Source organism: Kribbella sp. CA-293567, assembly GCF_027627575.1.
Taxonomy (GTDB): Bacteria; Actinomycetota; Actinomycetes; order Propionibacteriales; family Kribbellaceae; genus Kribbella.
Genome location: NZ_CP114065.1, coordinates 3,414,577 through 3,440,835 on the forward strand (window position 1 = coordinate 3,414,577; position 26,259 = coordinate 3,440,835).

Consider the following 26,259-nt stretch of genomic DNA (forward strand, 5'->3'; position numbering starts at 1 on the left):
TGAGTATCGGCCGTACCAACGAGCTGCCGGCCCGGTTCGAGCTGTCAGGAAACGCCGGCTGCAAGTTGCTGCCAGCCGGTCGCGGACAGGGCCGTCCCGGGCCAGCTGATCTCCGCCGGCGGCAAGTCCGCCTGCCACGCCAAAGCTGCCAGGTCGGCAGAGCCAGTGGCCACGTCCTGAACAACCCAGGCGGGGGCGCCAACCAGGCTGTCGTGCGCCACAGTGACCGGCCTGTCTACGGCTGGCTGAACATCGATCTCCCGCAACGGCGCGACCAGGCCGATCCCGGCAGCCTTCAGCACGGCCTCCTTGCGGGTCCACGCCCGGAGAAACAGCCGACGGCGTCCGTGCTCGTCCAGCTGGGTCCGAAACGCAGTCAGCTCAGCCGGTGTCATCACCATCGGCGACACCAGCTCCAGGTCGACCGCGTCGGCTCCTTCGAGGTCCACCCCGATCAGGCGGTCCGCGGAGACAGCCAGCAGCCAGTCGTTGCCCGACCTCGACAGGCTGAAGGTCAGCGGACTGTGCGGGCTCGCCAAGATCGGCGGCCCGTGGTCCGCGCTACCGCAGCCTGGACAAGCCTTCCGGTCGAGCACCAAGCGGCCCGGCTCCTCGTCGAGATAGCCGGCGAGGATTCGCCGGACAGCGGCCCGCGAACCGGCGTACCGGGCACCGGCCGCCGGGACCATCGCCCGGAAGCGAGCCAGTTCCGCGGTCGCCAGGACGGCGAGCTCGGCCGGGTCCGCCGCCGCGGTGGCCCGGCCACGCCACAGGTGCACGCTGCCGCTGTCGGGTGGCCGGGGGAACCTGCTGGTCATGGTCAGACGCCGGCCAGCTGATCGGTTGCCCGGTGCAACTTCTTGATCGACGGCTCCAGGTCCTCGAAGTGCGCCTGCAGGGCGTTGCCGAGGAACAGTTCGCGCATCGTGGTGCGGCGGACCTTGCCGCTGGTGGTGCGCAGCACCGCGCCGCGCTTGACGAAGCAGACGTTCGCGACCGGTGTTCCGCCGTACTCGGACAGGTCGGTCTTGACGAGGTCGGCCAGCTCCTGCAGGTCCGTCGGCGCGGCAGCTCCCGCCGTCCGGATCTCCTGGACGACGACGATCCGCTCCGCGCCCTGCCCCGGTACGCCGAACGCTGCCGACGCGCCGTCGGCCAGAGCCGGGTGCAGCAGGCTGAGCCGGCGCTCGAGGTCCTGCGGGTAGATGTTGCGGCCGTTGACGATGATGAGTTCCTTGATCCGGCCGGTGATGTAGAGGTCGCCTTCGTGGCAGACGCCCAGGTCCCCGGTCCGCAGGAACGGGCCCTCGTCAAGGCTGGTGTAGGCCTCGAACACCGCGGCGGTCTCGTCGGGGCGGCCCCAGTAGCCACGCGCCACACTCGGACCGCGCAGCCAGATCTCGCCGATCCGGCCGTCGGCCAGCACGCTTCGGGTGCCGGGATCGACGATGCGCAGGTCGAAACCGGCCGGGACCGGGCCGCTGCTGACCAGGTCGCGGCTGCCTTCCTCCGCGTCGGTCCGGATGAACTGACGGCGCTCGACCCCGGCCGCGTCGACGCGAACCGGCCGCGGCCGCTGGTGCTCCTCGGTCCCGGTGACCAGCAGTCCCACCTCGGCCATGCCGTAACACGGCCGCATCGAGCTCGGCTTCAGTCCGGCCGGCGCGAAGTGCCGCTCGAACCGGCGCAGCGTCGCCGGGTCCACCGGCTCGGCGCCGTTGAGCGCGTGCCGCCAGCGGGACAGGTCGAGCTGTTCGACCCGCTCCGGCTTCACCCGCCGGACACACAGGTCGTAGGCGAAGTTCGGCGCGGGGCTGATCTCGACGCCGTGCTGGTCGATCAGATCCAGCCAGCGGAACGGCTCACGCAGGAAGCTCATCGGCGACATCAGCGACAGCGTGCCACCCAGGTACAGCGAGGTCAGCGGCCCGCCGATCAGGCCCATGTCGTGGTAGTGCGGCAGCCAGGTCGCGACCCGGGCACCGCGGGTCAGCGCGAACGTCTGCTCGATCAGGCCGAGGTTGTGCCACAGGCTCGCGTGCGACACCATCACGCCACGCGGGTCGCTGGTCGAGCCGGAGGTGAACTGCAGCAGCGCCAGGGTGTCCGGGGTGATCACCGGCTCGCGCCAGCCGTCGACGTCCGCGAGGGCCGCGGTGTCGGTGGCGACGATCGCCGTACCGGCGACCTCGTCGAGTTGCTCGGTGATCTCCGCCAGGTTCGCCTCGTCGGTGAGCAGCGCCGTACAGCCGGCCGCCCGCATGATCGCCTGCAGCCGGCCTGCTTTGCCGTCACTGCCCGGCAGGGGAGCGGGGACGGGGATCATGCCGGCGTAGAGACAACCGAAGAACGCCTCCACGAAGGTCGTGCCGGGCGGGTAGAGGAGCAGCACCCGGTCGCCCGAGGTCCTTCGCTCCTGCAGCCAGGTGGCGATCCGGCGGGCCTGCAGGTCCAGCCCGCCGTAGGTCAGTTCGGTCCGGATCGCCGAGCCGGGTCCGTCCGGCAGGAACACGATGGCGGTCCGGTCGCCGATGCTCTGGGCGTGCTCCCGGACCGCGCGGAACAGGTTGTCGGTGTGCATGGTGAAGCTCCTTCGTACTGGGCAGACTCAGGACTTGAGGTCCCCGCCGAGCTGCAACGGGACCAGGGAGAACAGCCGCTCCTCCTCCCAGCACCGCAGCATCTCGGCCTCCACGACGGCCAGGCTGCCGGCATCGAGCTGCTGGTCCGGCCGAAGCCTGGCTAGGATGCGCTGCAACGCCAGCACCACCCACTCCGGCCGCGCCACGAAACCGCCGTGGGCCCGGTTGGCGTTCCAGGTGTGCAGACAGGTCGCCGCCGCATGGACCAGGCAGTGCTGCCGGGCCAGCGTGAACGCGCGCGAACTCGACTTCAGATCGTTGCCCTGCTTGATCAGTTCCCGGGTGCCGTCGCGCAGCCTGTCCTGGACTTCGACGATCTGCTCGGCCGTACTGCGCAGCGTTCCGGCCGGCAGGGCGGCGACGACGGTGGGCAGGCTCTGGGTGATCTCGTCGAGCCCGCCGTTGGTGAGCTTGAACCGGTCGAACCGCAGGTCCCAGGCCGGTGGCTCCCAGGTGTGGTCGTGCAGGTCGGCCAGCAGTTGCCCGTCGTACGGGCTGCCGCCGAGCAGCGAGGGGAGCTGGGTCGCCACCACGTGCTGGTGGACGTGGCTGGTGCCCTCGAAGATGCTGACGATCCGGTTGTCCCGCAGGACCTTCTGGAAGATCCCGTCGTTCACGCCCTCGCGCAGGAAGTGGCGCGCGGCCAGCACCGCGCCGAGACTGTTCAGCACCTCGTCGATCAGGCCGGGGACCAGGTACTTCGTCACCGACGACCAGAGGCTGAGCCGTTCCGGTTTCACCGCGATCGCCCGCGCGGTCGGGGCCGAGGCGCACTCAGCGATCAGCAGGTCGACGTACGCCGCCAGCACCTGCTCGCGGATCACCGGGATGTCGTGCACGGTCCGGCCGTACAGGTGCCGGTTGCGGATGTGGTCGAGCGTGGTGCGCAGACCGGTGTCGGCGACGCCGAGGGACATCGCGGTGACCAGCGTGCGGCTGACCTGGAGGGTCTTGATCGCCTCCTCCATCCCACGCCCCTTGCCGCCGATCAGCGCCGAGTCCGGCAGCGGGCAGGCGTCGAAGGTGAGCCCGGAGACGTCCGCGCCGCGCAGGCCGAGCGTCCGCACCTTCGGTCTCGTTGCCCAGCGCAACGGATCGAGTCGTTCCTTGTCCACCAGAAAGGCGGAGAAGGCCCGCGGCCCAGCGCTGCCGGTGCGGGCGAAGACGGTCGCGAAGGCGCTCCGGATGCCGTTGCCGATCGGCCACTTGCTGCCGCTCAGCAGGTACTGCGCACCGTCCTGCCCGGCGGCGACATCACCGGCCACCACATCGCAGCCGTGGTCCTCCTCGGACAGTCCGAACGCTCCGGCCGAGCCGCCCAGGATCAGCTCGGCCACCCGCCGGCGCTGCTCGTCGCTGCCCCAGCCCCAAACCGGCATCGCGCCGAGAAAGGTCGCGCCGGAGCTGAGCGCCGGGGTCATGTCCCGGCGGGCCAGGCTGCGGATCAGCGCGAACATCCGCTCCATGTCGTGGAACCGGCCACCCTCGGCAGGCGGGACGTAGTGATGCGGATAGCCCCACTCGGCCAGCGCCTCGAACGCCGGCGCCGACAGCTCCTCGGCCTCGTCGTACTCCAGCTGGGTGGCGAACGAGATCCGGGAACCGCGCAGCCGCGGGTCACCCAGGAAGCGCTCGAACTCCTCGGTGGTGCCGTGGACCGAGCTCCGCCCCTGGAGCGGTCCGGTCAGCAGGCCGGCGGCGTTCACGCCGCGGTTTCGGTCGCGAGCTGCTCGGAGATCAGCGCGATCGTCGGGTAGGACCAGGCCAGGTGGTCCGGCACGTGCGTGCCCAGCCACTCCTCCAGCTCGGCCACCAACTCCATCGCGTGCACCGAGTCGACACCGATCGAGGCGAGCGGGGCGGTCGGGTCGACCTCGTCCGGCGTGACCCCGATCATCCGGGACACCCGGCCGCGGAGGAACTCGGTGAGCTCGGCGCTGGTGATCGCCCGGCCGGTGGCGGGGCTGTCTCCTACCTGTGACACGTCCATGCTCTTTCACGGCTCCTTCGTCCACGCACCGCGACCGGTGCGCCTCGGCTGTCGGTCAGCTGCCGGTGGGGGTCACCGGCACCGGCCACGATCCAGAGCCCACCTATATTCCGCCGATAACTCCGCCCCCGGCCGGTCCGGCGCAGGCGGCCGGAGCGGTCTGTATAGGGCCGGTATGGCGGTGCGGGCGAAGGTCGGGGTGGCTCATCGGCGAACGAAGGCTGGGTGGTGGCGGAGATGACGCGACAAGTGCTCCCGAGCATTCTCGAGAGCATCGGTGACACTCCTCTGGTCGAACTGGGGAAGGTGTTCACCGGTTTCGGTTCGCGGGTCTTCGCGAAGCTGGAACGGTTCAACCCCAGCGGCAGCATCAAGGACCGGACGGCGTACAGCATGGTGCGGGCGGCGCTGACCTCGGGCGAGCTGGTGCCCGGCCGGTCGGTGGTGGTCGAGTCGAGCTCGGGCAACCTGGCGATCGGGCTGGCCCAGATCTGCCGGTACTTCGGGCTGCGCTTCATCTGTGTGGTGGACGCGAACACGACCGACCGGAACCTGGCCATCCTGGACGCGTTCAAGGTCGAGGTCGAGGTGGTGACCGAACCCGACGCGATCGGCGGCCTGCTCGGCGCCCGGCAGCGCCGGGTCCGGGAACTGGCCGCCACCGTCCCCGACGCCTACTGGCCGAACCAGTACGCCAACCCGATGAACCCGCGCGCGCACATCCAGACGATGCGGGAGATCGAGGAGGCCCTGCACGGCCGGGTCGACTACTTGTTCGCGTCGGTGAGCACGTTCGGCACCCTGCGCGGCTGTGTGGACCACGTCCGCGACCAGGGGATGCCGACCAGGGTGGTCGGGGTCGATGCCGTCGGCAGCGTCATCTTCGGCGGCTCGCCCGCGCCGCGGCTGCTGCCCGGGCACGGCGCCTCGGTCCGCCCCGCGCTGGCCGACCTGTCGCTGGTGGACGAGGTCGTGCACGTCTCGGACCTGGAGGCGGTGGCGTCCTGCCGCCGGCTGCTGATGACCGAGGCGATCCTGGCCGGTGGTTCGTCCGGCGCGACGCTGGCGGCGCTGGAGAAGCTGTCCGCCGGGATCCCGGCCGGCTCGAACGTGGTGCTGATCTTCCCCGACGGCGGGGATCGCTACGTCGACACGGTGTACTCCGACGCCTGGGTCCGGCGGATGTTCGGTGATGTGTCCCATCTGTGGAAGGAACCCTTCGAAATGAGCATCCCGGTATGATCGTTCTCGGCTACAAGGACGTCCAGCAGGTGCTGTCCGGCACCGAGACCGAGACCCTCGAGGTGGTCCGGTCGGCGTACCGGCTGCACGACGAGGGCCGCTCGGCCGTGCCGCACTCGGTCTTCCTGCGATTCCCCGGCGACCACCGCAACCGCATCATCGGCCTGCCCGCCTTCGCCGGCGGCGACCGGCCGGTCGCGGGGATGAAGTGGATCGCCTCGTTCCCCGGCAATGTCGAGCGCGGACTGGAGCGGGCGAGTGCCGCCATCCTGCTGAACTCGCTGGAGACCGGTCATCCCGAGGCGCTGATCGAGGGCTCGCAGATCTCTGCCCGGCGGACCGCCGCCAGTGCCGCCGTCGCGGCGCAGGAGCTGGTCATCGAACCGCCGGCCGGAGTCACCCTGGTCGGGGCCGGGGTGATCAACCTGGAGATCTTCCGCTTCCTCACCGTCGCCCTGCCCAGCATCGAGCGGTTGACGGTCTTCGACACCGATCGGTCGCGGGCCGAGTCGTTCATCGCGAAGTGCCAGGAGATCAAGCAGGTCGCGGCACAGGCGGCCGACTCGCTCGACGCGGCGCTGGCGGCCCAGCCGCTGGTCAGCTTCGCCACCACGGCGATCGAGCCGCACACGGACCTGTCGGCCTGCCGGCCGGGCACCGTGGTGCTGCACATCTCGCTACGAGACCTCCACCCGGAAGCGATCGTTGCCGCCCGCAACATCGTGGACGACGCCGACCATGTCTGCCGGGAAGGCACCTCGCTGTTCCTGGCCGAGCAGCAGACCGGCGGCCGCGAGTTCATCGACGCGCCGATCGGCGCGCTGCTGCGGGGCACCGCGAAGCTGCAGCGGCGGCCGGACGAGCTCGTCGTCTACTCGCCGTTCGGTCTCGGCGTGCTGGACATGGCGCTGGCCGACCACGTCCGGGTCGTCGCGGAGCAGCGCGGTCTCGGCGCCACCTTCGACGGCTTCGTGCCGTCCTGACCGTGACAACTGGAGCAGAAGATGCCTGAAGCAACCGATGGACCGGCCTACCTGGTGGTCCGCAACAGCGAAGAACAGCACTCGATCCTCGCGGTCGGCAAGCCACTGCCGAAGGGCTGGCAGCCCGCCGGGTTCGAGGGCAGCAAGACGGCCTGCCTGGAGCACATCGACGCCGTCTGGACGGACCTGCGCCCGCTGAGCCTGCGCCGGTCCCTCGCCTAGTTCCGAAGCCCGACCCGCTCCGCTCCACCACTCCGCCCGTACGAACCGGAACCGCCAGGAGACCACTGCCATGACTGCCGAGCACTCCCTGATCCCTGCCCTCGTGGCCGAGCGGGCCGCGACGTCACCGGACGCGCTGGCCGTCGTCGACGGCGGCCGCCGGTTCACGTACGCCGAACTGGACGCCGCCGCCGGCCGCCTGGCCCACCTGCTGCTGGAGGAAGGCGCGGGGCCGGAGACGGTGATCGGCGTCGCCCTGGACCGCGGTGTCGACCTGGTGGTCAGTCTGCTCGCCATCTGGCGAGCCGGTGCCGCCTTCGTCACTCTCGACCCGGCCTACCCCGCGGCCAGGTTCCAGTGGCTGATCGCTGACACCGGTGCACGTGTGGTGATCGCCGAGCAGTCTCTGACGGAACTGGTCGAGTCGGCGGGAGCCAAGGCCGTCGTACCGGCGCAGTTGCGGGGAGAGCTCGCGGACCGTCCGATCGCGCCGGTGACCGAGCCGCAGCCCGAGTCCCTCGCCTACGTGATGTACACCTCCGGCAGCACCGGTACGCCGAAGGGCGTCGCCGTCACGCATGCGGGAATCACCAACCGCGTCCGCTGGGCGGTGGATGCGCAACGCCTGACCGAGCAGGACCGAGTGCTGCAGAAGACGCGGATCACCTTCGACGCCGTGGTCTGGGAGTTCTTCGGCCCGCTGGTCAGTGGCGGCACGGTGGTGTTGGCCCCCAAGGACTGCGAGAGCGACGCGAAGGCGCTGCTGGCAGCGGTCACCGAGCACGGCATCACAGTCCTGCAGGTGGTGCCATCCGTACTGCGCCTGCTGGTCGACGAGCCCGGCTGGGACGCCAACGGCTCCCTCCGGCTGGTGTCCTGCGCCGGTGAGCCGCTGCGCGCCGAGCTGGCACAGCGACTGCTCAAGTGCACCGATGTCGAGCTGTGGAACACCTACGGACCGACCGAATGCTCGATCGACGTCACCGCATTCCGCTTCGACCCCGAGCAGCTGACCGGCCCGGTACCGATCGGCCGCCCGATCAAGGGCATGCGGGTGCTGGTCCTCGATCCGAACACCGGCTCCCCGGCGCCGATCGGCGCGACGGGCGAGCTGTACGCCGGCGGCGTCGGGGTGGCCCGCGGCTATCTGAACCGCCCCGGCCTGACCGCCGAGCGGTTCGTGCCGGACCCGTTCGGCAAGGACGGCTGGCGGCTCTACCGCACGGGTGACCTGGTGCGCTGGCGCGAGGACGGCAACCTCGAGTACGTCGGCCGCGCCGACGACCAGCTGAAGGTGAACGGCGTACGGCTGGAGCCCGGGGAGATCGAGGCAGCCCTGATCTCGCATCCCGACGTCCGCGCGGCCGTCGTCGCGGCCAGGACCCGCCCGGACGGTACGACGCAGTTGGTCGGCTACGTCCAGGCGACTGCCACCGACGGACTGCGCGATCACCTCCTCGACCGCCTGCCGGAAACCCATGTCCCCACGGTCTTCGTCACGGTCGACGAGTTCCCGCTCACCTCGCACGGCAAGGTGGACCGGCAGGCACTGCCCGACCCCTCCAGCCTGATCGGCAAGGAGTATGTCGCACCACGCAGCACCACGGAGCAGTTGGTCGCCGACATCTGGCGGCAGTTGCTCGGAGTCGAGCAGGTCGGCGTCCACGACAGCTTCTTCGAGCTCGGCGGAACCTCACTGACCCTGACCCGGCTGGCGAACCAGCTCCGGGCCACCGCGGGCAAGGAGATCCAGCTGCGCGGCTTGCTCCGGGCCACGACGGTCGAGGCGCAGGCCGAACTGATCGCCGGCGTCCTCGACGAGGGCACCGAGCTGAAGCCGGTCGACCGAGGTGGAAAGCTGCCGCTGTCGGCCGGGCAACGACGGCTCTGGGTGATGGAGCAGCTCGACAAGAACAGCAGCGAGTGGGTCGCGCCGACCTTCCTGCGGTTGCCCTTGGCAACTGAGTTGAGTGCGATCCAAGGCGCGCTCGACGCACTGGTAACCCGGCACGAGACGCTCCGGACGCGGTACCAGGTCATCGACGGCGAGCCGGTCCAGCTGATCGACCCGCCGGCGGCGGTCAAGATCCAGGTGGCGGACATCGAGGACGACCAGCTGGCTGCAGTCCTGACCGAGCACCTCGGGGACGGCTTCGACCTGCAGCACGGCCCGGTACTCCGGGCACTGCTGACCCGGACCAGCACCGAACAGGTGCTGACGCTGGCCATCCACCACATCGCCACCGACGGCTGGTCCGCCGCTGTGATCGCCAAGGACTTCGCGCAACTGCTGGCCGGTGAAACGTTGGCACCACTGGACATCCAGTACGCCGACTACGCCGGCTGGCAGCAGCGGACCCTGACCGAAGAGGTCGTCCGTCAGGAGCTCGATCACTGGCGCGCCACGCTGGACGGGATCGTGCCGCTCGAACTGCCGACGGACAAGCCGCGGCCGCCGATCCGCGACCCGCACGGCGCGATGGTGACCTTCACCGTGCCCGCCGACCTGACGGCCAAGCTGGACCAGCTTGGCCGCCGTCACGGCTGTACTCCGTTCAGCACGTTGCTGGCCGCGTATGCCACCGTGCTTGCCCGGTTCACCGGCACCTGGGACGTCGCGATCGGCGCCCCGGTGGCCGGCCGCGACCTCGGCCAGCTGGAGAACCTGGTCGGCTTCTTCCTCAACACCGTCGTCCTGCGCTGCCGGCTGGACCAGGACCTGACCTTCGACGACGCGCTCAAGCTGACCCGGTCGGTCTGCGAGGACGCGTTCGCGCACGCCGGGCTGCCGTTCGACCGGCTGGTCGACGAGCTGGCGCCGGACCGCGACCTGTCCCGCACCCCGCTCTACCAGGCGGCCTTCGACTTCCACGGCGAGGGTTTCTCCGGGTCGGAAGGCACCCAGCAGGACCTGGCGGCCGTCCAGGCCGCGCTCCAGGTCGCCAAGACCGACCTGACCCTCAACCTGCGCCGGCTGGCCGACGGTTCGTTGCTGGGGGCAATGGAATACGCGACCACGCTGTTCGAGCCGGCCACCGCCGAACGTCTCACCGGCGCGTTCGTCCGGCTGCTCGGCACGCTGGCGACGGAGCCGGCGACGACACTCGGCGCCGCCGAACTGCTCGGCGCGGAGGACCGGCAGCAGCTGATCGAAGGCTGGAACCGGACAGCGGCCGAAGTACCCGCCAAGACAGTTCTCGAGCGGTTCGAGGAGCAGGTGAAGCTGACCCCGGACGCCGTCGCGGTCAGCTCCGCGGGCGGGACGCTGACCTACCGCGAGCTGGACACCAACGCGAACAGGCTGGCCAACCACCTGCGCGCCAACGACGTGGTGAAGGGCGATGTGGTCGTCGTCCTGCTCGATCGGGGTCCGTGGCTGCCGGCGGCGATGCTGGCGGCGTGGAAGGCCGGCGCCGCCTATCTGCCGGTCGATCCGGACACGCCGGCCGAGCGGATCGCCCTGCTGCACAAGGACTCGAGCGCGAAGGCGGTCGTCAGCCGGTCGGACCTGACCTCGGTTCCGAACGCGGTACTGGTCGATGACCACGCCGAACTGATCGCAGCGCAGCCGGCCGAATCGCCCGAGCTGGTGGCCGACCTCGACGAGCTCGCCTACGTCATCTACACCTCGGGCAGCACGGGACAGCCGAAGGGAGTCGCCGTGCCGCACCGCGGTCTGGTGAACCACCTGGACTGGGCGGCCCGCGAGCTGGCCGGAGCAGGGACCGGGGGAGCGCCCGTGTTCTCCTCGGTCGCGTTCGACCTCGGCGTGCCGAACTTGTGGGCGCCGCTGCTGACCGGCCAGACCGTGCACCTGATGCCCGCCGACCTGGACCTTGCCGACCTGGGCAAGGCGCTGGCGGCCCGGGCGCCGTACAGCTTCGTGAAGCTGACGCCCTCGCACCTGGAGATCCTCACCACCCAGCTGACCGCCGACCAGGCGCGCGGGCTGGCCGCCGTGCTCGTCGTCGCGGGTGAGCCGTTCACCCGCCGGGTTCTGGAAGCCTGGCGTGCGCTCGCGCCGGACAGCCGGATCATCAACGAGTACGGGCCGACCGAGGCCTCCGTCGGTACGTCGATCTACCCGGTGCCCGCCGACGAGCGGTCCGACGTGCTGCCGATCGGTCTGCCATTGCCGAACCTGACCATGTATGTGCTCGATCCCCAGCGTGAGCTGGTCCCGGTCGGCGTCGTCGGCGAGCTGTACGTCGGCGGCACCGGTGTGGCTCGCGGCTACGTCAACCAGCCGGAGCTGACCGCCGAGCGGTTCGTCCCGAACCCCTTCGGCACCGGTCGGCTGTACCGGACCGGTGACCTCGTCCGGCGCCGTGCCGACGGGGTCGTGGAGTTCGTCGGCCGGATCGACCACCAGGTGAAGATCCACGGCTACCGGATCGAACCGGAGGAGATCCAGCTTGTGCTGGCCGGTCACTCAGGTGTCACCGACGTCGTGGTGATCGCTCGCGAGGACCGGCCGGGTGACCTGCGGCTGGTGGCGTACTACGTGGGCACGGCGACCGAGTCCGACCTCACCGGGCACGCGACGCGTCAGCTTCCTGGCTACCTGGTGCCCTCAGCCTTCGTCCCGCTGGATCGGCTTCCGCTGAACTCCAACGGCAAGCTCGACCGGGCCGCGCTGCCGGCACCGGAAGGCTCCGGTACGGCGGCGCCGGTCGCGCCGGCCACCGTGGTCGAGGAGCGGATCGCCGGGATCTGGACCGAACTGCTGGGCCATGACGTCGGCACCGAGGCGAACTTCTTCCGCAGCGGGGGCAACTCGATCCTCGCGATCCGGCTGATCGCCAAGCTGCAAAACGCCTTCGAGATCGACCTGCCGGTCCGGGCCGTCTTCGAGGCCCCGACGGTCGCCGGGCTGGCGGCCGCCGTCGAGGCGCACATCCGCGCGGAGATCGACGCGCTGTCCGACGGCGAGATCCTCGCCGCCACCGCTGAGGAGAACTAGTGTCCACCACTGACGCCCGGGAAGAACTGCTGCGCCGCCGGCTGGCGGGGGCACTGGGAGGCCGCCGATCGACGATCGCCCCGGCGGACCGGAGCAAGCCGCTGCCGCTGTCGTTCGGCCAGCAACAGATGTGGTTCCTGAACCGGCTGGACACCGGCAGCCCGGAGTACCTGCTGCCTGCCGCGCTGCGGATGCGCGGTCCGCTCGATCTCGACGCGCTCCGCCGGTCGTGGGGTGAACTGCTGGCCCGGCACGAGATCCTCCGCACCCGGTACGAACTCCGTGCCGGTGAGCCGGTCCAGCTGGTCGACTCCGCGAGCGATCAGGGCCGGGGCAACGAACTGCGGGTGGTCGAGCTCGGCGACGGACCGTCACGCGAGGCGGCGCTCGGCGAGGTACTGCGGGAGCAGACCAGCACCGGCTTCGACCTGGAGACGCAGTGGCCTGCCCGGGCGACGCTGGTGCGCGTGGCGGCCGACGATCACCTGCTGATCGTCGTACTGCATCACATCGCCGGTGACGCGTGGTCGACCGAGTTGCTGTCCGCCGAGCTGAGTGAGCTGTACGGCGCGCACTCGGCCGGGGTCACCCCGTCGCTGGAAGAGCTCCCCCTGCAGTACGCCGACTTCGCCGCCTGGCAGCGCGATCAGGACCTGGCGGCGGAGCTGGAGTGGTGGCGCGAGCAGCTGGCCGGAATCCGTCCGGTCGAACTGCCGGCCGATCGGCCCCGGTCCGCCGTCCGGAGCAACGCCGGCGCGGATCTGCCCTTCGTCCTGCCGGACGGTCTCGCCGACCAGGTCCGCATCCTGGCCGGCAAGTTCGGTACGACGCCGTTCGTGGTGATGCTGACGGCGTACCAGCTGATGCTGACGAGGTACACGGGTGAGCAGGACGTTGCCGTCGGCACCGTTGTGTCCGGCCGGACCCGGCCGGAGCTGCAGCGGTTGATCGGCTACGGCATCAACAGCCTGGTGATCCGGACCCGCTGGACCGGTGACCCCACTTTCGCCGACCTCGTGCGGCAGACCCATGCCCGGGTACTGGACGCGCACGACCACCAGACGGTGCCGTTCGCCAAGCTGGTCGACGAACTGCAGCCGGAGCGGGACATGTCGCGCTCGCCGCTGTTCCAGGTGGCCTTCGTCGTGCGGCAGGCCCAGCCGGACGCGTTCGCGTTGGGCGAGCTGGTCGCCGAGCCGGTACCGACCGGCTTCACCGTGGCCAAGTTCGACCTGAACCTGAAGCTGACCGAGACGCCGGACGGTGCTCTGGACGGCGTCCTGACCTACGCGACGGCGCTCTTCGACGAGTCCACCGCGCGCCGGCTGTCGGCGCACTTCGTCCGGCTGCTGGCCGAAGGCGTCGCCGAGCCCGATCGGCCACAGTCGGCCCTGGAGATGTTCGGCCCGGCCGAGCTGGCCGAACTCACCGACGTCTTCGCCACCGGTGAGGAACTGGAGGTCACCGCGCCGGTGCACGAGCAGGTCGCTCGCCGGACCCCGAACGCGCTCGCGATCGTGGACGGTGCGAACCGGCTGACCTACGGCGAGCTGAACGCGCGGGCCAACCGGCTGGCCAGGTTCCTCGTGGACGAGGGTGTCGGGCCGGAGTCGCGGGTGGCCGTCGCGATTCCCCGTTCGGCCGACCTGGTGGTCGCCGTGCTGGCGGTGCTGAAGGCCGGTGCGGCGTACGTGCCGGTCGATCCGGAGTACCCGGCGGAGCGGAACGCCTACATTCTCGAGGACTCCGACCCGGAGCTGATCCTGGTCTCCGGTTCGGCGACCCAGGGGCTGCCGGCAACGAGTGCGCCGGCCGTGGCGGTCGACTACCCGGCCAGGTTCGCGAGCTACCCGGACACCGAACCGGGGATCACGGCCGAACCCGGCAATCCGGCGTACCTGATCTACACCTCGGGGTCGACGGGCCGGCCGAAGGGCGTCGTGGTCGAGCACCGGCAGCTGTCCGGATACCTGGCCTGGTGCGCCGCTGAGTACGACGGACTGGCCGGCTCGTCGCTGCTGCACTCCTCCGTGTCGTTCGACCTGACGGTCAACGCGCTGTGGGGTCCACTGGTCCTCGGCGGTCACGTGGTGATCGGCGCGCTCGACGGCAGCCAGCCAGCGCCGGAGGTGGCGCCGACGTTCGTCAAGGTGACCCCGAGCCATCTGCCCTTCCTGGTCGAGCTGCCGGACGAGTTCTCGCCGACCGGCGTACTGATGACCGGTGGCGAGGCACTGACCGGTGACTCGGTCGATGCGTGGCGGGCCAAGCACCCGGGCGTCACGGTGATCAACGAGTACGGCCCGACGGAGACCACGGTCGGCTGTACGGCGCTGCGGATCGAGCCGGACGACGCGCTGCCTTCGGGCGGTCTGCCGATCGGCAAGCCGATGCCGAACTCCAGCATCTTCGTACTGGACGCGTTCCTGCGTCCCACGCCCGTCGGTGTGGTCGGCGAGCTCTACGTCGCCGGCGACTGCGTCACCCGGGGTTACCTGAACCGGCCGGACCTGACCGCGGCGAAGTACGTCGCCTGTCCGTGGCTGCCGGGGGAGCGGATGTACCGGACCGGCGACCTCGCCGCCTGGGACGTGGACGGCACGCTGACCTGCCCGAGCCGGGTAGACAACCAGGTGAAGATCCACGGGTACCGGATCGAGCTCGGCGAGATCGAGAGCACGCTGCTGCGCCACCCCGCGGTCGGTCAGGCGATCGTCGTCGCGCGCGACACCGCCCACGGCGACAAGCGGCTGGTCGCGTACGTCGTCACGGCCGGCGAACTCGACCAGGCCGCACTGCGCGCCCAGCTGCAGGAGTGGCTGCCGGAGTACATGGTGCCGTCGGCGATCGTCGGCCTGGACGCGATTCCGCTGACCGACAACGGCAAGACCGACCTGCGGGCACTGCCCGAACCAGGGATCGCGCCGGTGGACGCCGACCACACCGTGACGGCACGCACCACCACCGAGGAGCAGCTGGCCGAGGTCTGGGCGAAGGTGCTCGGGCGGACCGAGATCGACGTCCACACAAGCTTCTTCGAGCTCGGCGGCGACTCGCTGAGCGCGGTGGCCGTGGTCGGCGCGCTGCGCGAAACCGGCGTGGACGTGGCGGTGTGGGACGTCTTCGAGTACCGCACGGTGGCCGCGCTGGCGGAGAAGCTGACCGGCCGCGAGGTGCGGGAAGAGACGTTCGTCGCGCCTTTCGGGCTGATCTCCGCCGACGACCGCGACGCACTGCCGGCCGGTGTCACCGACGCCTATCCGTTGTCGCAGGCGCAGACCGGCATGGTGGCAGAGATGCTGGCCGGCGCGGACGAGGCGCACTACCACAACACGACCTCGCACCGGATCCTCGACGATCAGCCGTTCGACCTGACAGCCATGCAGGCCGCCGCCGCGCTACTGGTCGAACGGCACCAGAACCTGCGCACCTCGATCGACCTGGGCACCTACTCACGCCCGCTCCAACTGGTGCACTCGTCCGCCGTGCTGCCGGTCGGCGTCACCGCGCTCGGTGACGCCGATCTCGACCAGGCACTGCGCGCCTACCGCGCGGCCGAGCGGTCGCGGCCGTTCGACCTGTCGTCACCCGCGCTGCTGCGTTTCCACGTGCACACGACGAATCAGACCGACTCCTGGTGGCTCACCAGCACCGAATGCCATGCCGTGTCGGAGGGCTGGAGCTATCACTCGTTGCTGATGGAACTGGTGACCACCTACCGCGCGATCCGGGCCGGTCAGCGGCCGGCGGGCCACGAGGCTCCGAAGGTCCGGTACGCCGACTTCATCGCCGGCGAGCTCGAATCGCTGGCCTCGGCTGAGGACAAGGCCTACTGGCTGGACATCGCCACCGGGTATCCCGCCGGTGAACTGCCGGCCGGCTGGGGCGAGGACGGCGAACCCCACGCGCTGTACGCCGGTGCGCGGGCGATCGACCTCGAGGACGGGCTGCGGGCCCTCGCTGCCGCGGCCGACGCCTCGCTCAAGTCCGTGATGCTGGCGGCCCACGTCAAGGTGATGAGCCTGCTGAGCGCGGAGACGGCCTTCACCACCGGCCTGGTCTGCGACGCCCGGCCGGAGGCGGCCGGCGCCGACAAGGTGCACGGCATGTACCTCAACACGCTGCCGTTCGCGGTCGAGCGGGGCGCGCGAACCTGGCGCGAACTGGTCGAGCAGACCTTCGCCCGCGAGCTGGAGCTGTGGCCGCACCGGCGCTACCCGATGCCGCAGATCCAGCGGGACGCGGGCCGCCGGCTGATCAACATCTTCTTCAACTACCAGGACTTCCGGCAGCTCGACGACGACCTGATCGACCCGTACGCCGGGGAGACCTACGAGTCGCTCGACGACCTGCCGGTGGTGGCGTCCCGGCGTACCAGCCTGCAGAACGAGAGCATCACCGAAGTACCGCTGACGGTGTCGTCCCGCGGTGGCTACGTGATCCTGACGGCCGACTCCCGGGTGATCAGCAAGGACAACGCCGAGCGGCTGGCCGGAATCTACCGTTCGGTGCTGGAGGCGATGGCGGCCGACCCCGACGGCGATGCCCAGCTGTCGCACCTGCCGGCCGGCGAGCTGGACCTGGTGCTGCGGCAGTTCGCCGAGGGACCGGTACGGGCCGGATCGCCGGCGCTGCTGCCGGACCTGATCGCCGAGTCGGTGGTCAGGGCGCCGGACAGGACCGCAGTACTTGCCGAAGGCATCGAGCTGACGTACGCCGGACTGGACCAGCGGGCGAACCGCCTGGCCAGGCTGCTGATCGCCAAGGGGGTCGGCCCCGAGTCGCGGGTCGCCGTCGCGCTGCCACGCTCGGTCGAGCTGATCGTCGCGCTGCTCGCGGTGGTGAAGGCGGGCGGTGCGTACGTACCGATCGACCCCGAGAACCCGGTCGATCGCGTCGGCTTCGTGCTCACCGACTCGGATCCGGTGCTGTTGCTGACCACCGCCGACCTGCTGGACCGGTTGCCGGTGGGGGAGGTGCCCCTGCTGGTCCTGAACGCCGAGACGGCGGCCGATCAGGCGGGCGAGCCGGTGACCGACGCGGACCGCTCGGCGCCGCTGCGCCGGGAGAACGCGATCTACACCATCTACACCTCGGGCTCGACCGGCCGGCCGAAGGGCGCGGTACTGGAGCACCGTCAGGTGGCCAACTATCTGGCCTGGTGCGCCGACCACTGTGAGGGGCTGGCGACGTCCTCGTTGCTGCACTCGTCGGCGTCCTTCGACCTGACCGTGAACGCTCTCTGGGGCCCGCTGACGCTGGGTGGCACGGTGATCCTGGGCGCGCTGGACGGGACCGAGGAGCAGCCGTTGACCAAGCCCGGCTTCGTCAAGGTCACGCCGAGCCACCTCACGATGCTGACCGAACTGTCACCGGACTGGTCGCCGTCACTGCAGCTGATGACCGGGGGAGAGCCCCTGCTGGGCGAGGTCGCTCAGGCTTGGCGGTCCGCCCACCCTGAGGTTGCCCTCATCAACGAGTACGGCCCGACCGAGACCACCGTCGCGGTCACCGCGCTCACCTACCGGCCCGGCGACCCGTTGCCGGACGGACCGGTCACGATCGGCCGGCCGATGACGAACCTGCGGATCTACGTGCTGGACGGCAACCTGCAGCCGGCGCCGATCGGCGTCGTCGGTGAGCTGTACGTCGCCGGACCACAGGTTGCCCGCGGCTACCACAGCCGGCCGGACCTGTCGGCGTCGTCCTTCGTCGCCTGCCCGTGGGGGCCGCCCGGCGAGCGGATGTACCGCACCGGAGATCTGGCCGCGTGGAACCCGGACGGCACCCTCACCTGCCCCGGCCGGGCCGACGACCAGGTCAAGATCCACGGCTACCGGATCGAGCTCGGCGAGGTGGAGACCACCATCCTGCGGTACCACGCCGTCGGGCACGCGACCGTGATCGCCAGGGAGGACCGCCCCGGCGACCGCAAACTGGTCGCGTACGTCGTCCCCTCCGCCCCGCTCGACCTGGACGAGCTCCGCGACGCGGTGGCCGGATGGCTGCCGGAGTACATGGTTCCCTCGGCCTTCGTCGAGCTGACTGCCCTGCCGTTGACAGCCAGTGGCAAGCTCGATCGCGCGGCACTGCCGGCCCCGGACTACACAGCCGTCGAAACCGAGTACGTCGTACCGCGGACCGCTGTGGAGCAGCAGATCGCCGCGGTCTGGCGCAAGGCGCTGGCGGTCGACCGGGTCGGTGCCTTCGACAGCTTCTTCGACCTCGGTGGTGACTCGATCAGCGCCGTCTCCGTGGTCGGTGGACTGCGCCGGGCCGGTCTCGACGCGGGCGTGAAGGACGTCTTCGAACTGCGCACGGTGGCCGCGCTGGCGGAGCGGCTGACCGGCCGTCCGGTCGCCGCTGCGGAGACCTCGGTGCAGCCGTTCGCCCTGATCAGCTCCGGGGACCGGGCGTTGCTGCCGGCCGGCGTAGCCGACGCGTACCCGCTGTCCGAGGCACAGACCGGGATGATGGTCGAGTTGCTCTCGACGGAGGTCCCGCGGAGTTACCACAACGTCGTCTCGACCCGCCTGACCGACGAGAAGCCCTTGTCCGTCGAGGCTCTGCGGCAGGCGCTCGCGCTGCTGATCGAGCGTCACGAAGTACTGCGGACCGGGGTCGACCTGGAAACCTACTCGGTCCCGATGCAGCTGGTGCACGCCGCCGCGGAGGTGCCGCTGACGGTGGTCGACCTGACCGGGCTGCCGCCGGCGATCCAGCGGCAGGCGCTGGCCGGCTTCCAGACCGAGGAGCAGGCGACCCACTTCGATCACCGTACGCCGCCGCTGCTGCGCTTCGCCGTACACCAGCTCGACGAGCACAGCTGGCAGGCCACGGTGACCCAGAACCACGTGATCCTGGAAGGCTGGAGCCACCACGCCCTGGTGATGGAACTGCTCGACTACTACGGCCGGTTCCGTGACGGCTTGCCACAAGAGCCGTGGGAGCAGCCGCCGGTCCGCTTCGCCGACGCCATCGCCGGTGAACTGGCGGCGCTGCAGTCCGCGGAGGACCGCGCGTACTGGGCGGAGGTCGCCGCTCTGCCGAAGTTCACCATCCCGGCCGGCTGGAATGGTGACGCCGCGGGCGAGCGGACGGCGTACCGGGTGGAGGTGCCGTACGCCGACCTGGAGCCGAGGCTGCGGGTAGTTGCCACGGAGTCGCAGGCCTCGCTGAAGAGCGTCCTCTTCGCCGCGCATCTGGCGGTCCTCAGTTCGCTGACCGACCATCAAGAATTCCACAGCGGGCTGACCAGTCACATCCGCCCGGCCGTCGAGGGCGCGGAGCGCGTCTACGGCATGCACCTGAACATGCTGCCGGTGCCGATGCGGCGTACGCCGGGCAGCTGGCGTGAACTGGTCACGCAAACCTTCGCCGCCGAGGGAGACCTCTGGCCGCACCGGTTCTTCCCGATGCCGGTGATCCAGCGGGAGCTGAGTCAGGAACGGCGTCTGCTCGACGTCTTCTTCAGCTTCCAGGACTACAGCTCACTGACTGCCCGCGGCGACGGGTTCGGAGTCGAAGGCCTGGACGACAGTGTCGCCAGCGGAACCACGGAGTTCCCGCTGTCGGTGGCGACCGGCCCTGGCTACCTGGTCGTGCGCTCCAACACCCGGGCACTCGACCGGACGGCGGCCGACCGGCTGGCGTCGATGTACCGCACGGCGCTCGAGGCGATCGTGGCAAACCCGGAGTCCCGGTGGGACACCTGCGAACTGCTGCCTGCCGACGAACGCCCCGGCCTGAGCCAGGCACCGGCCGAGCCGGCCGAGCGCACGTTCGAACCGCCGCGGACCGAGACCGAGCGGATCCTGGCCAAGATCTGGGCGAAGCTGCTCGACCTGCCGCGGGTCGGCCGCCACGACCGGTTCTTCGAGCTCGGCGGCTACTCCATGCTGCTGGTGAAGACGGTCTCGAAGGCGAAGGCGAAGGGCCTGCCGCTGTCGCTGTTCATGTACTACGACAGCGACCGCCTCGACCACCTCGCCCTTGCGGTGGACGCCGCCCTCGCCGCCGAGCGTGGCGACGGACCGGCCGCCTGGTACGGTCCAGGCGCCGATCTGTTGCCAGAGGCAATGGATGAGCTGGCAGTGCCAGGAGCCGTCGTGGCACTGCTGGAGCACGGCGAGCTGACCGAGATCCGGGCCCTCGGCAGGGTTTCCGCGGACACCGCCGAGCCGGTGACGGCCGACACGCTCTTCACGGTTGCCTCGGTGAGCAAGCTGGTCACCGCGGTCGGCGCGCTGAAGCTGGTCGACGACGGACAGCTCGATCTGGACGAGGACATCCACCGGTACCTGACCAGCTGGGAGGTTCCCGGCCGGCCGCGGGTCACGCTGCGGCAACTGCTGGGCCATCGATCCGGCTTCACGGTCTCACCCGGCGGCGGTGTCGCGCCTGGACAGCAGGTGCCCACGCTCCTCGATCTGCTGCACGGGCGGGGAGCCGCCACGAACGAACCGATCCGTTGCGATCGCCCACCGGGTGAGGCGTTCGTGAAGGCCGGAGCGAACTTCGTCGTCCTGCAGCAGCTGATCGAGGACGTCACCGGCAGGCCGTTCGCCACCGCTGCCCGGCGGCTGGTGCTCGACCCGCTGGGCATGACCGCCTCCAGCTACGACCCCGCCTTCCCGATCACCGCGGGCAAACCCGTTGCCCTCGGCCACCTCGCCGACGGGCCGCTCGAAGGAGGCTGGCGGATCCGGGCCGACGCGGCGTCGGGCGGGCTGTGGACCACGGCAGGAGATCTCGCCACGCTCACTCTCGAGATCCGCCGCTCGTACCTGGGCCGGCCGCGGGCGCTGCTGTCCCAGCCGGTCGCGCGGCAGATGCTGACGCCCTCCGGCGACGGCTCGTTCGGTCTCGGCGCGACCGCCGAACAGAACGGCGACGACGTCCAGTTCGGCCATGGGGGCGAACCCCGCGGGTACTACGCCGGAACCATCTGCCGGGTCACCTCCGGCCACGGCTTCGTCCTGCTGGCGAACGCCACCGCAGGCAAGAACCTCGCCCAGGGGCTGGCCGGCCGCCTGGCTTCCGCTTAGGTAGGAGACCCCGATGACCGCTCGACACCTGATCTCGACCGACGACCTGACCGACGAGGAACTGCGCTACGTCGTCGACCGCGGCGACGAGTTCTCGTCCGGCCGGGCGGTGCTCGACCGGCCGCTGGCCGGCCAGCTCGCCGGCATCTACTTCCGCAAGACCTCGACCCGGACCCGGACCGCGTTCTCGGCGGGCGCGCTGAAGCTCGGCGCCCAGATCATCGCCTACGGGCCCGACGACCTGCAGCTGAACACCGGCGAGACCACCGAGGACACCGGCCGGGTGTTCTCCCGGATGCTCGACGTCCTGGTCGCCCGGACCTCCGGCGACCCGGCCGAGCTGCGCGGCTGGGCCGCGCAGGACCGGATGTCGGTGGTCAACGCGATGAGCGCGCTGGAGCATCCGACCCAGGCGGTCACCGACCTGGTCACGCTGCAACGCCGGTTCGGCAAGATCGAACAACTCCGGGTGCTGTACGTCGGGGAGGGCAACAACTCGGCCGCGTCGATCGCACTGGCCATCACCCGCTACCCGGGGGTGCACCTGGAGCTGCGCACCCCGGCCGGGTACGGGCTCGACCCCGACGTTGCCGCGCGGGCGGCGGCGCATGCGGAACGCTGCGGTTCGACGCTGGTCGAGCGGCACGACATGGCCGACCTGCCGCCGAACCTCGACGCGATCTACACCACCCGCTGGCAGACCACCGGAACCGCCAAGCCGGACCCGAACTGGCGCGACGTCTTCGCGCCGTTCCAGGTGACGGCGGCGTTGTGGCAGGACCACCCGCGGGCCGTCTTCCTGCACGACCTGCCGGCGCACCGCGGCGAAGAGGTCACCGGCGAGGTACTGGACGGCCCGGCCAGCATCGCCTTCGACCAGGCGGAGAACAAACTGCACGGCGCGATGGCCGTACTGGACTGGTGCCGTCGTGGGATCACGAGTTGACGATCCCGACCGGACCGGCCGCCCCGCCGTGACCGCCACGCCCGACTCCGCCTCCGCCACCGCGCCGCGGCCGCTGTGGCGGAACCGCGACTTCGCGCTGCTCTGGTCCGGTGCGGCGTTCTCGATCCTCGGGATGCGGGTCACCTCGATCGCCTGGCCGCTGCTGGTGATCTTCGACGGCGGCTCGGCGGAGCGGGCCGGACTGGTCGGCTTCGCCGCGCTCCTGCCCCAACTGCTGGTCCAGCTGCCGGCCGGCGTCCTGGTCGACCGCTGGGACCGCAAGAAGGTGATGATCTGCTCGGACCTGACCGGCCTGACCGCGATCGCCAGCGTCCTGGCCGCGTTGCTGATCTGGCAGCTGACCCTGCCGCACCTCCTGATCGCCGCGTTCCTCGCCGGCAGCGCATCGGTCTGCTACCAGCTCAGCGAGCGGGCCGCGGTCCGTGCCGTCGTCGACCCGTCGCATCTGTCCGCCGCGCTGTCGCAGAACGAAGCCCGCAGCAAGGGCGCCGGACTGCTGGGCCAGCCGATCTCGACCGTGCTGCTGTCGTTCGCGTCCTGGATGCCGTTCGGCGTCACCGTGATCGGCCACGCCCTCTCGATCGCCACCCTGCTGGCGATCCGGACCCCCTTCCAGCAGGTGCGCCGCCGCCGGCGCGCGAGCCTCGGCAGCGAACTGGCCGCGGGACTGCGCTGGATGCGCGACCAGAAACTGCTCCGCAGCGCGCTGGTGCTGATCTCCTGCACGAACATCATCAGCCAGGTGCTGGCGCTCGCGATGATCCTGATCATCAAGGAGAGCGGGGGAGCGGTCACCACGATCGGCCTGATCGGCGTCGCCACCGGCGTCGGCGGGCTGCTCGGCGCGCTGTGCGGATCCTGGTTCATGGCTCGGTTCGGGCTGAGCACGCTGTTCGTCGGCACCCTCGTCCTGCGGATGCTGCTGATCCCCTCGATCGCGTTCTTCTCCGAGCCGTGGGTGCTGGCGGCGGTGTTCGCCGCGATGAGCTGGGCCGGCGGGCTGATGAACGTGGTCGGCGGCGTCTACCAGGTCCGGATCACGCCCGAGGAGATGCAGGGGCGGGCGGCCAGTGTCGGTTCGCTGATCACGTCGGGCGCGAACTCGCTCGGCCCGCTGACCGGAGGCCTGTTGCTGGGCGCCTGGGGGACCAGCGTGACCGTGCTCGGCGCGGCCGTGACGATGGCGGCCCTGGCGGTGCTGGCCGCCGTCGCCGCGCGCCGGTTCGGCGTACCGGCGCAGGGGCGGGAGTGGCAGGCGGAGTAAGGAAAAAGTATGGGCGGGGCCGTGAGAGTGGTCGGCAGGTGACGAAGCAGCTGAGCCAGGGAGGAACGGCGATGAACGCAGTACAGGAGTGGCGGCCGCGGGTGGTCACGCCCACCGAAGCGGGGGCCGAAGCCACCGCCGCCGGCCTGATCCGCTACCTGCGGGACGGAGCCGATCTGGACCAGCTGCTGGTCGACGAGAAGGCGCTGGTGTTCCGCGGCTTCGGCGTCGACGAGGCACACCTCGAGCCGGTGATGGACCTGCTGCTGCCCGGGCGGCTGGCCTACCTGCACGGCAACTCGCCGCGGACCAAGGTCGGCGACAACCTCTACACCTCGACCGAGTACCCGCCCGAGTACACCATCTCGATGCACAACGAGCTGTCCTACGCGCACGCCTACCCGTCGCGACTGATGTTCTCCTGCCAGCTGGCCGCCGAGACCGGTGGCGCGACGCCACTGGTGGACGGCACCCGCTGGCTGGAGGCGCTCGACGACGACCTGACCGCCGCCTTCTCCGGTGGCGTCCGCTACCTGCAGAACCTGCACGGCGGGATGGGCCTGGGCAAGAGCTGGCAGGACACCTTCGAGACCTCCGACCGCGCCGAGGTGGAGCGGTTCCTGGCCGCCTCCGAGGCGAGCGTGGAGTGGCGCAAGGACGGTGGGCTGCGGATCGTTCAGTTGCGTCCGGCAACCATCAAGCATCCGCGCACCAACACCGAGGTCTGGTTCAACCAGGCCGATCAGTGGCACCCGGCCGGCCTCGGCGACGAGACCGCCCAGGCGCTGGCCCAGATCATGCCGGCCGAGGAACTGCCGCAGGCGGTCACCCTGGCCGACGGTACGCCGATCCCGGACGAGTGGGCCGTCCAGATCCGCGACCGCGGGCTGGCGTCCGCGGTCGACGTCGACTGGGTCACCGGTGACGTGCTGCTGATCGACAACCTGCTGGTCGGCCACGGCCGCCGGCCGTTCACGGGGCAGCGGCGCGTCCTGGTCGCGATGTCCGCCTGATCCCGAACCACGACGAGGAGACACAACCCATGAGCACTGATCGCACCCTGCCGTTCGTGATCGACGGCGGCTCCGCGGGACCGGACATCGTCGAGCGGCTGACCGCCGACGGGCCCCAGGTCCGCACCCTGCTGGCCCAGCACGGCGCGGTACTGCTGCGCAACTGCCGCGTCGGCGGCGTCGAGGGGATGGAGGCCGCCGTCCGGGCCCTGTCCGGCGAGCCGCTGAAGTACGCCGAGCGCTCGTCGCCGCGCCGCTCGATCAAGGGCAACGTCTACACCTCGACCGACTACCCGCAGACCGAGGAGATCTTCCTGCACAACGAGAACTCCTACCAGGCCGCCTGGCCGCAGTTGCTCTTCTTCTACTGCGACCAGGCACCGGAGACCCAGGGCGCGACGCCGCTGGCCGACATCCGGCGGGTGTACGACGCGATCGACAGGGGCGTCCGGGAGGAGTTCGCCCAGCGCAAGTGGATGGTGGAGCGGAACTTCCACGAGGACTTCGGGGTCGCCTGGCAGCACGTCTTCAGCACCGAGAACCGGGCCGAGGTCGAGGCGTACTGCGCGCAGAACGACCTCGAGTTCGAGTGGATCGGCGACGGCGGGCTGCGCACCAGGGCGGTCCGGGAGCCGATCCACGTCCACCCCGGCACCGGCGAGACGGTCTGGTTCAACCACATCACCTTCTTCCACCACACCACCCTGCCGGCCTCGATCCGCGAAGGCCTGCTGGCCTTCCTCGGTGAGGACGAACTGCCGACCAACACCTACTACGGCGACGGCGGCCGGATCCCCGACGACGTGATGGACCACCTGCGGTCGGTGTACCGCAAGGAGTGGACCCGGTTCGACTGGCAGCAGGACGACCTGCTGCTGGTGGACAACATGCTGGCCGCGCACGCCCGGGAGCCGTTCACCGGCGCCCGCAAGATCGCCGTCGCGATGGCCGAGGCCTACCGCCCGGTCCCCGCCGGAGTCTGACCGGTGAGCTGGTTCCGTACCTACCTTTCCCGCCCCGCCGCGGAACTCCGGCTGGTGTGTTTCCCGCATGCCGGCGGAGCCGCCAGCGCGTACCGCGAGTGGGCCGCGCTACTGCCCGAACAGATCGAACTGGTCGCGGTGCAGTACCCCGGCCGCCAGGACCGGTACCACGAGGAGCCGCTGACGGACTTCGCCGACCTGGTCGAGGGCGTCGCGGCGGAGCTGCCGCAACTCGAGGGCCCGACCGCGTACTTCGGCCACAGCATGGGCGCGACGGTCGCGTTCGAGGCCGCGCGCCGGCTCTCCGTCGTCGGCCGTGGCCCGGAGCGGTTGTTCGCCTCCGCCCGGATCGCGCCGGCCGTGGCCACCAGGACCGGGCTGAGCTTCGACGACGAGGACGAGGTGATGACCTACATCCGCGACCTCGGCGGAGCCGGTGGTCAGCTGCTGGAGATCCCCGAGCTGCGCCAGCTGGCGCTGCCGATGCTGCGCGCGGACTTCCAGCTGATGGAGTCCTACGTGTACCACCCGGGCGTCCGGCTGGACTGCCCGATCACCGTGCTGGCCGGGTCGGAGGACCACACCTTCGGTGTCGGCGACGCGGCCGAGTGGGGCCGGCACACCACCGCCGGCCTCACGGTCGAGGAACTGCCCGGCGGCCACTTCTACACCGAGCAGGTGCCCGGACAGGTCACCGAGCTGATCACCCGAACCGTCATCTCCGAGGGAGTACACCCGTGAGCACCAACCCGTTCGAGGACGACACCGCCGGCTACCTGGTCCTGCGCAACGAAGAGGACCAGTACTCGCTGTGGCCCGAGTTCGCCGCGGTACCGGCCGGCTGGCAGGTCGCACTCGAGCGGAGCGGCCGCGCCGAGTGCCTGGAGTACATCAACCGCACCTGGACCGACCTGCGGCCGGCGAGCGTCCGCGGCTGACCTCC

At 70.5% G+C, this 26,259-nt stretch carries 15 protein-coding genes; 11 read left to right on the forward strand and 4 right to left on the reverse strand.

Annotated features, from left to right (window positions below):
* Positions 1-44 precede the first annotated feature (44 nt).
* Genes OX958_RS15920 through OX958_RS15935 form a run of 4 tightly spaced genes read right to left on the reverse strand, consistent with a single transcriptional unit; the run spans position 45 to position 4,632 of the window.
* A complete protein-coding gene (locus OX958_RS15920; protein WP_270138470.1) occupies positions 45-818 on the reverse strand; it encodes a 4'-phosphopantetheinyl transferase family protein in 774 nt (257 codons plus the stop codon).
* Positions 819-820: 2 nt separating this feature from the next.
* Positions 821-2,581, reverse strand: a complete 1,761-nt coding sequence (locus tag OX958_RS15925) for a fatty acyl-AMP ligase (protein ID WP_270138471.1) — start codon at positions 2,579-2,581, stop codon at positions 821-823.
* Positions 2,582-2,608: 27 nt separating this feature from the next.
* A complete protein-coding gene (locus tag OX958_RS15930; RefSeq protein ID WP_270138472.1) occupies positions 2,609-4,348 on the reverse strand; it encodes an acyl-CoA dehydrogenase family protein in 1,740 nt (579 codons plus the stop codon).
* Complete coding sequence (locus OX958_RS15935) at positions 4,345-4,632, reverse strand: acyl carrier protein (RefSeq protein ID WP_270138473.1); 288 nt, start codon at positions 4,630-4,632, stop codon at positions 4,345-4,347. The genes OX958_RS15930 and OX958_RS15935 overlap by 4 nt, the downstream gene beginning before the upstream one ends.
* A 237-nt stretch (positions 4,633-4,869) precedes the next feature.
* On the opposite strand from OX958_RS15935, the gene sbnA reads away from it, so the two are divergent.
* From sbnA to OX958_RS15990, 11 genes are all read left to right on the forward strand, one after another.
* The gene (gene sbnA, locus OX958_RS15940) at positions 4,870-5,874 is read left to right on the forward strand and encodes a 2,3-diaminopropionate biosynthesis protein SbnA (RefSeq protein ID WP_270138474.1); all 1,005 of its coding nucleotides are present in this window, start codon (positions 4,870-4,872) and stop codon (positions 5,872-5,874) included.
* Positions 5,871-6,857: a 2,3-diaminopropionate biosynthesis protein SbnB gene (gene sbnB, locus OX958_RS15945; protein ID WP_270138475.1), complete on the forward strand. Its 987-nt coding sequence runs from the start codon at positions 5,871-5,873 to the stop codon at positions 6,855-6,857. Before sbnA ends, sbnB begins: the two co-directional genes overlap by 4 nt.
* 21 nt (positions 6,858-6,878) lie before the next feature.
* Entirely contained in the window at positions 6,879-7,079 is a 201-nt protein-coding gene (locus OX958_RS15950) for an MbtH family protein (protein ID WP_270138476.1), read from the forward strand.
* 70 nt (positions 7,080-7,149) lie between these two features.
* A complete protein-coding gene (locus tag OX958_RS15955) occupies positions 7,150-12,042 on the forward strand; it encodes a non-ribosomal peptide synthetase (RefSeq protein WP_270138477.1) in 4,893 nt (1,630 codons plus the stop codon).
* Positions 12,042-21,089, forward strand: a complete 9,048-nt coding sequence (locus OX958_RS15960) for a non-ribosomal peptide synthetase (RefSeq protein WP_270138478.1) — start codon at positions 12,042-12,044, stop codon at positions 21,087-21,089. The genes OX958_RS15955 and OX958_RS15960 overlap by 1 nt, the downstream gene beginning before the upstream one ends.
* Before the next feature lie 13 nt (positions 21,090-21,102).
* Positions 21,103-22,035: an ornithine carbamoyltransferase gene (locus OX958_RS15965; protein WP_270138479.1), complete on the forward strand. Its 933-nt coding sequence runs from the start codon at positions 21,103-21,105 to the stop codon at positions 22,033-22,035.
* A complete protein-coding gene (locus OX958_RS15970; protein WP_270138480.1) occupies positions 22,019-23,320 on the forward strand; it encodes an MFS transporter in 1,302 nt (433 codons plus the stop codon). Before OX958_RS15965 ends, OX958_RS15970 begins: the two co-directional genes overlap by 17 nt.
* A 71-nt stretch (positions 23,321-23,391) precedes the next feature.
* A complete protein-coding gene (locus OX958_RS15975) occupies positions 23,392-24,333 on the forward strand; it encodes a TauD/TfdA family dioxygenase (RefSeq protein WP_270138481.1) in 942 nt (313 codons plus the stop codon).
* A 29-nt stretch (positions 24,334-24,362) separates the two neighbouring features.
* Positions 24,363-25,316 (forward strand): TauD/TfdA family dioxygenase, encoded by a 954-nt coding sequence (locus OX958_RS15980; RefSeq protein ID WP_270138482.1) that lies wholly within the window; start codon positions 24,363-24,365, stop codon positions 25,314-25,316.
* A gap of 3 nt (positions 25,317-25,319) precedes the next feature.
* Complete coding sequence (locus OX958_RS15985) at positions 25,320-26,057, forward strand: thioesterase II family protein (RefSeq protein ID WP_270138483.1); 738 nt, start codon at positions 25,320-25,322, stop codon at positions 26,055-26,057.
* On the forward strand, positions 26,054-26,254 hold the full coding sequence (locus OX958_RS15990) for an MbtH family protein (protein WP_270138484.1): 201 nt from the start codon (positions 26,054-26,056) through the stop codon (positions 26,252-26,254). The genes OX958_RS15985 and OX958_RS15990 overlap by 4 nt, the downstream gene beginning before the upstream one ends.
* The last annotated feature ends 5 nt before the right edge of the window (positions 26,255-26,259 follow it).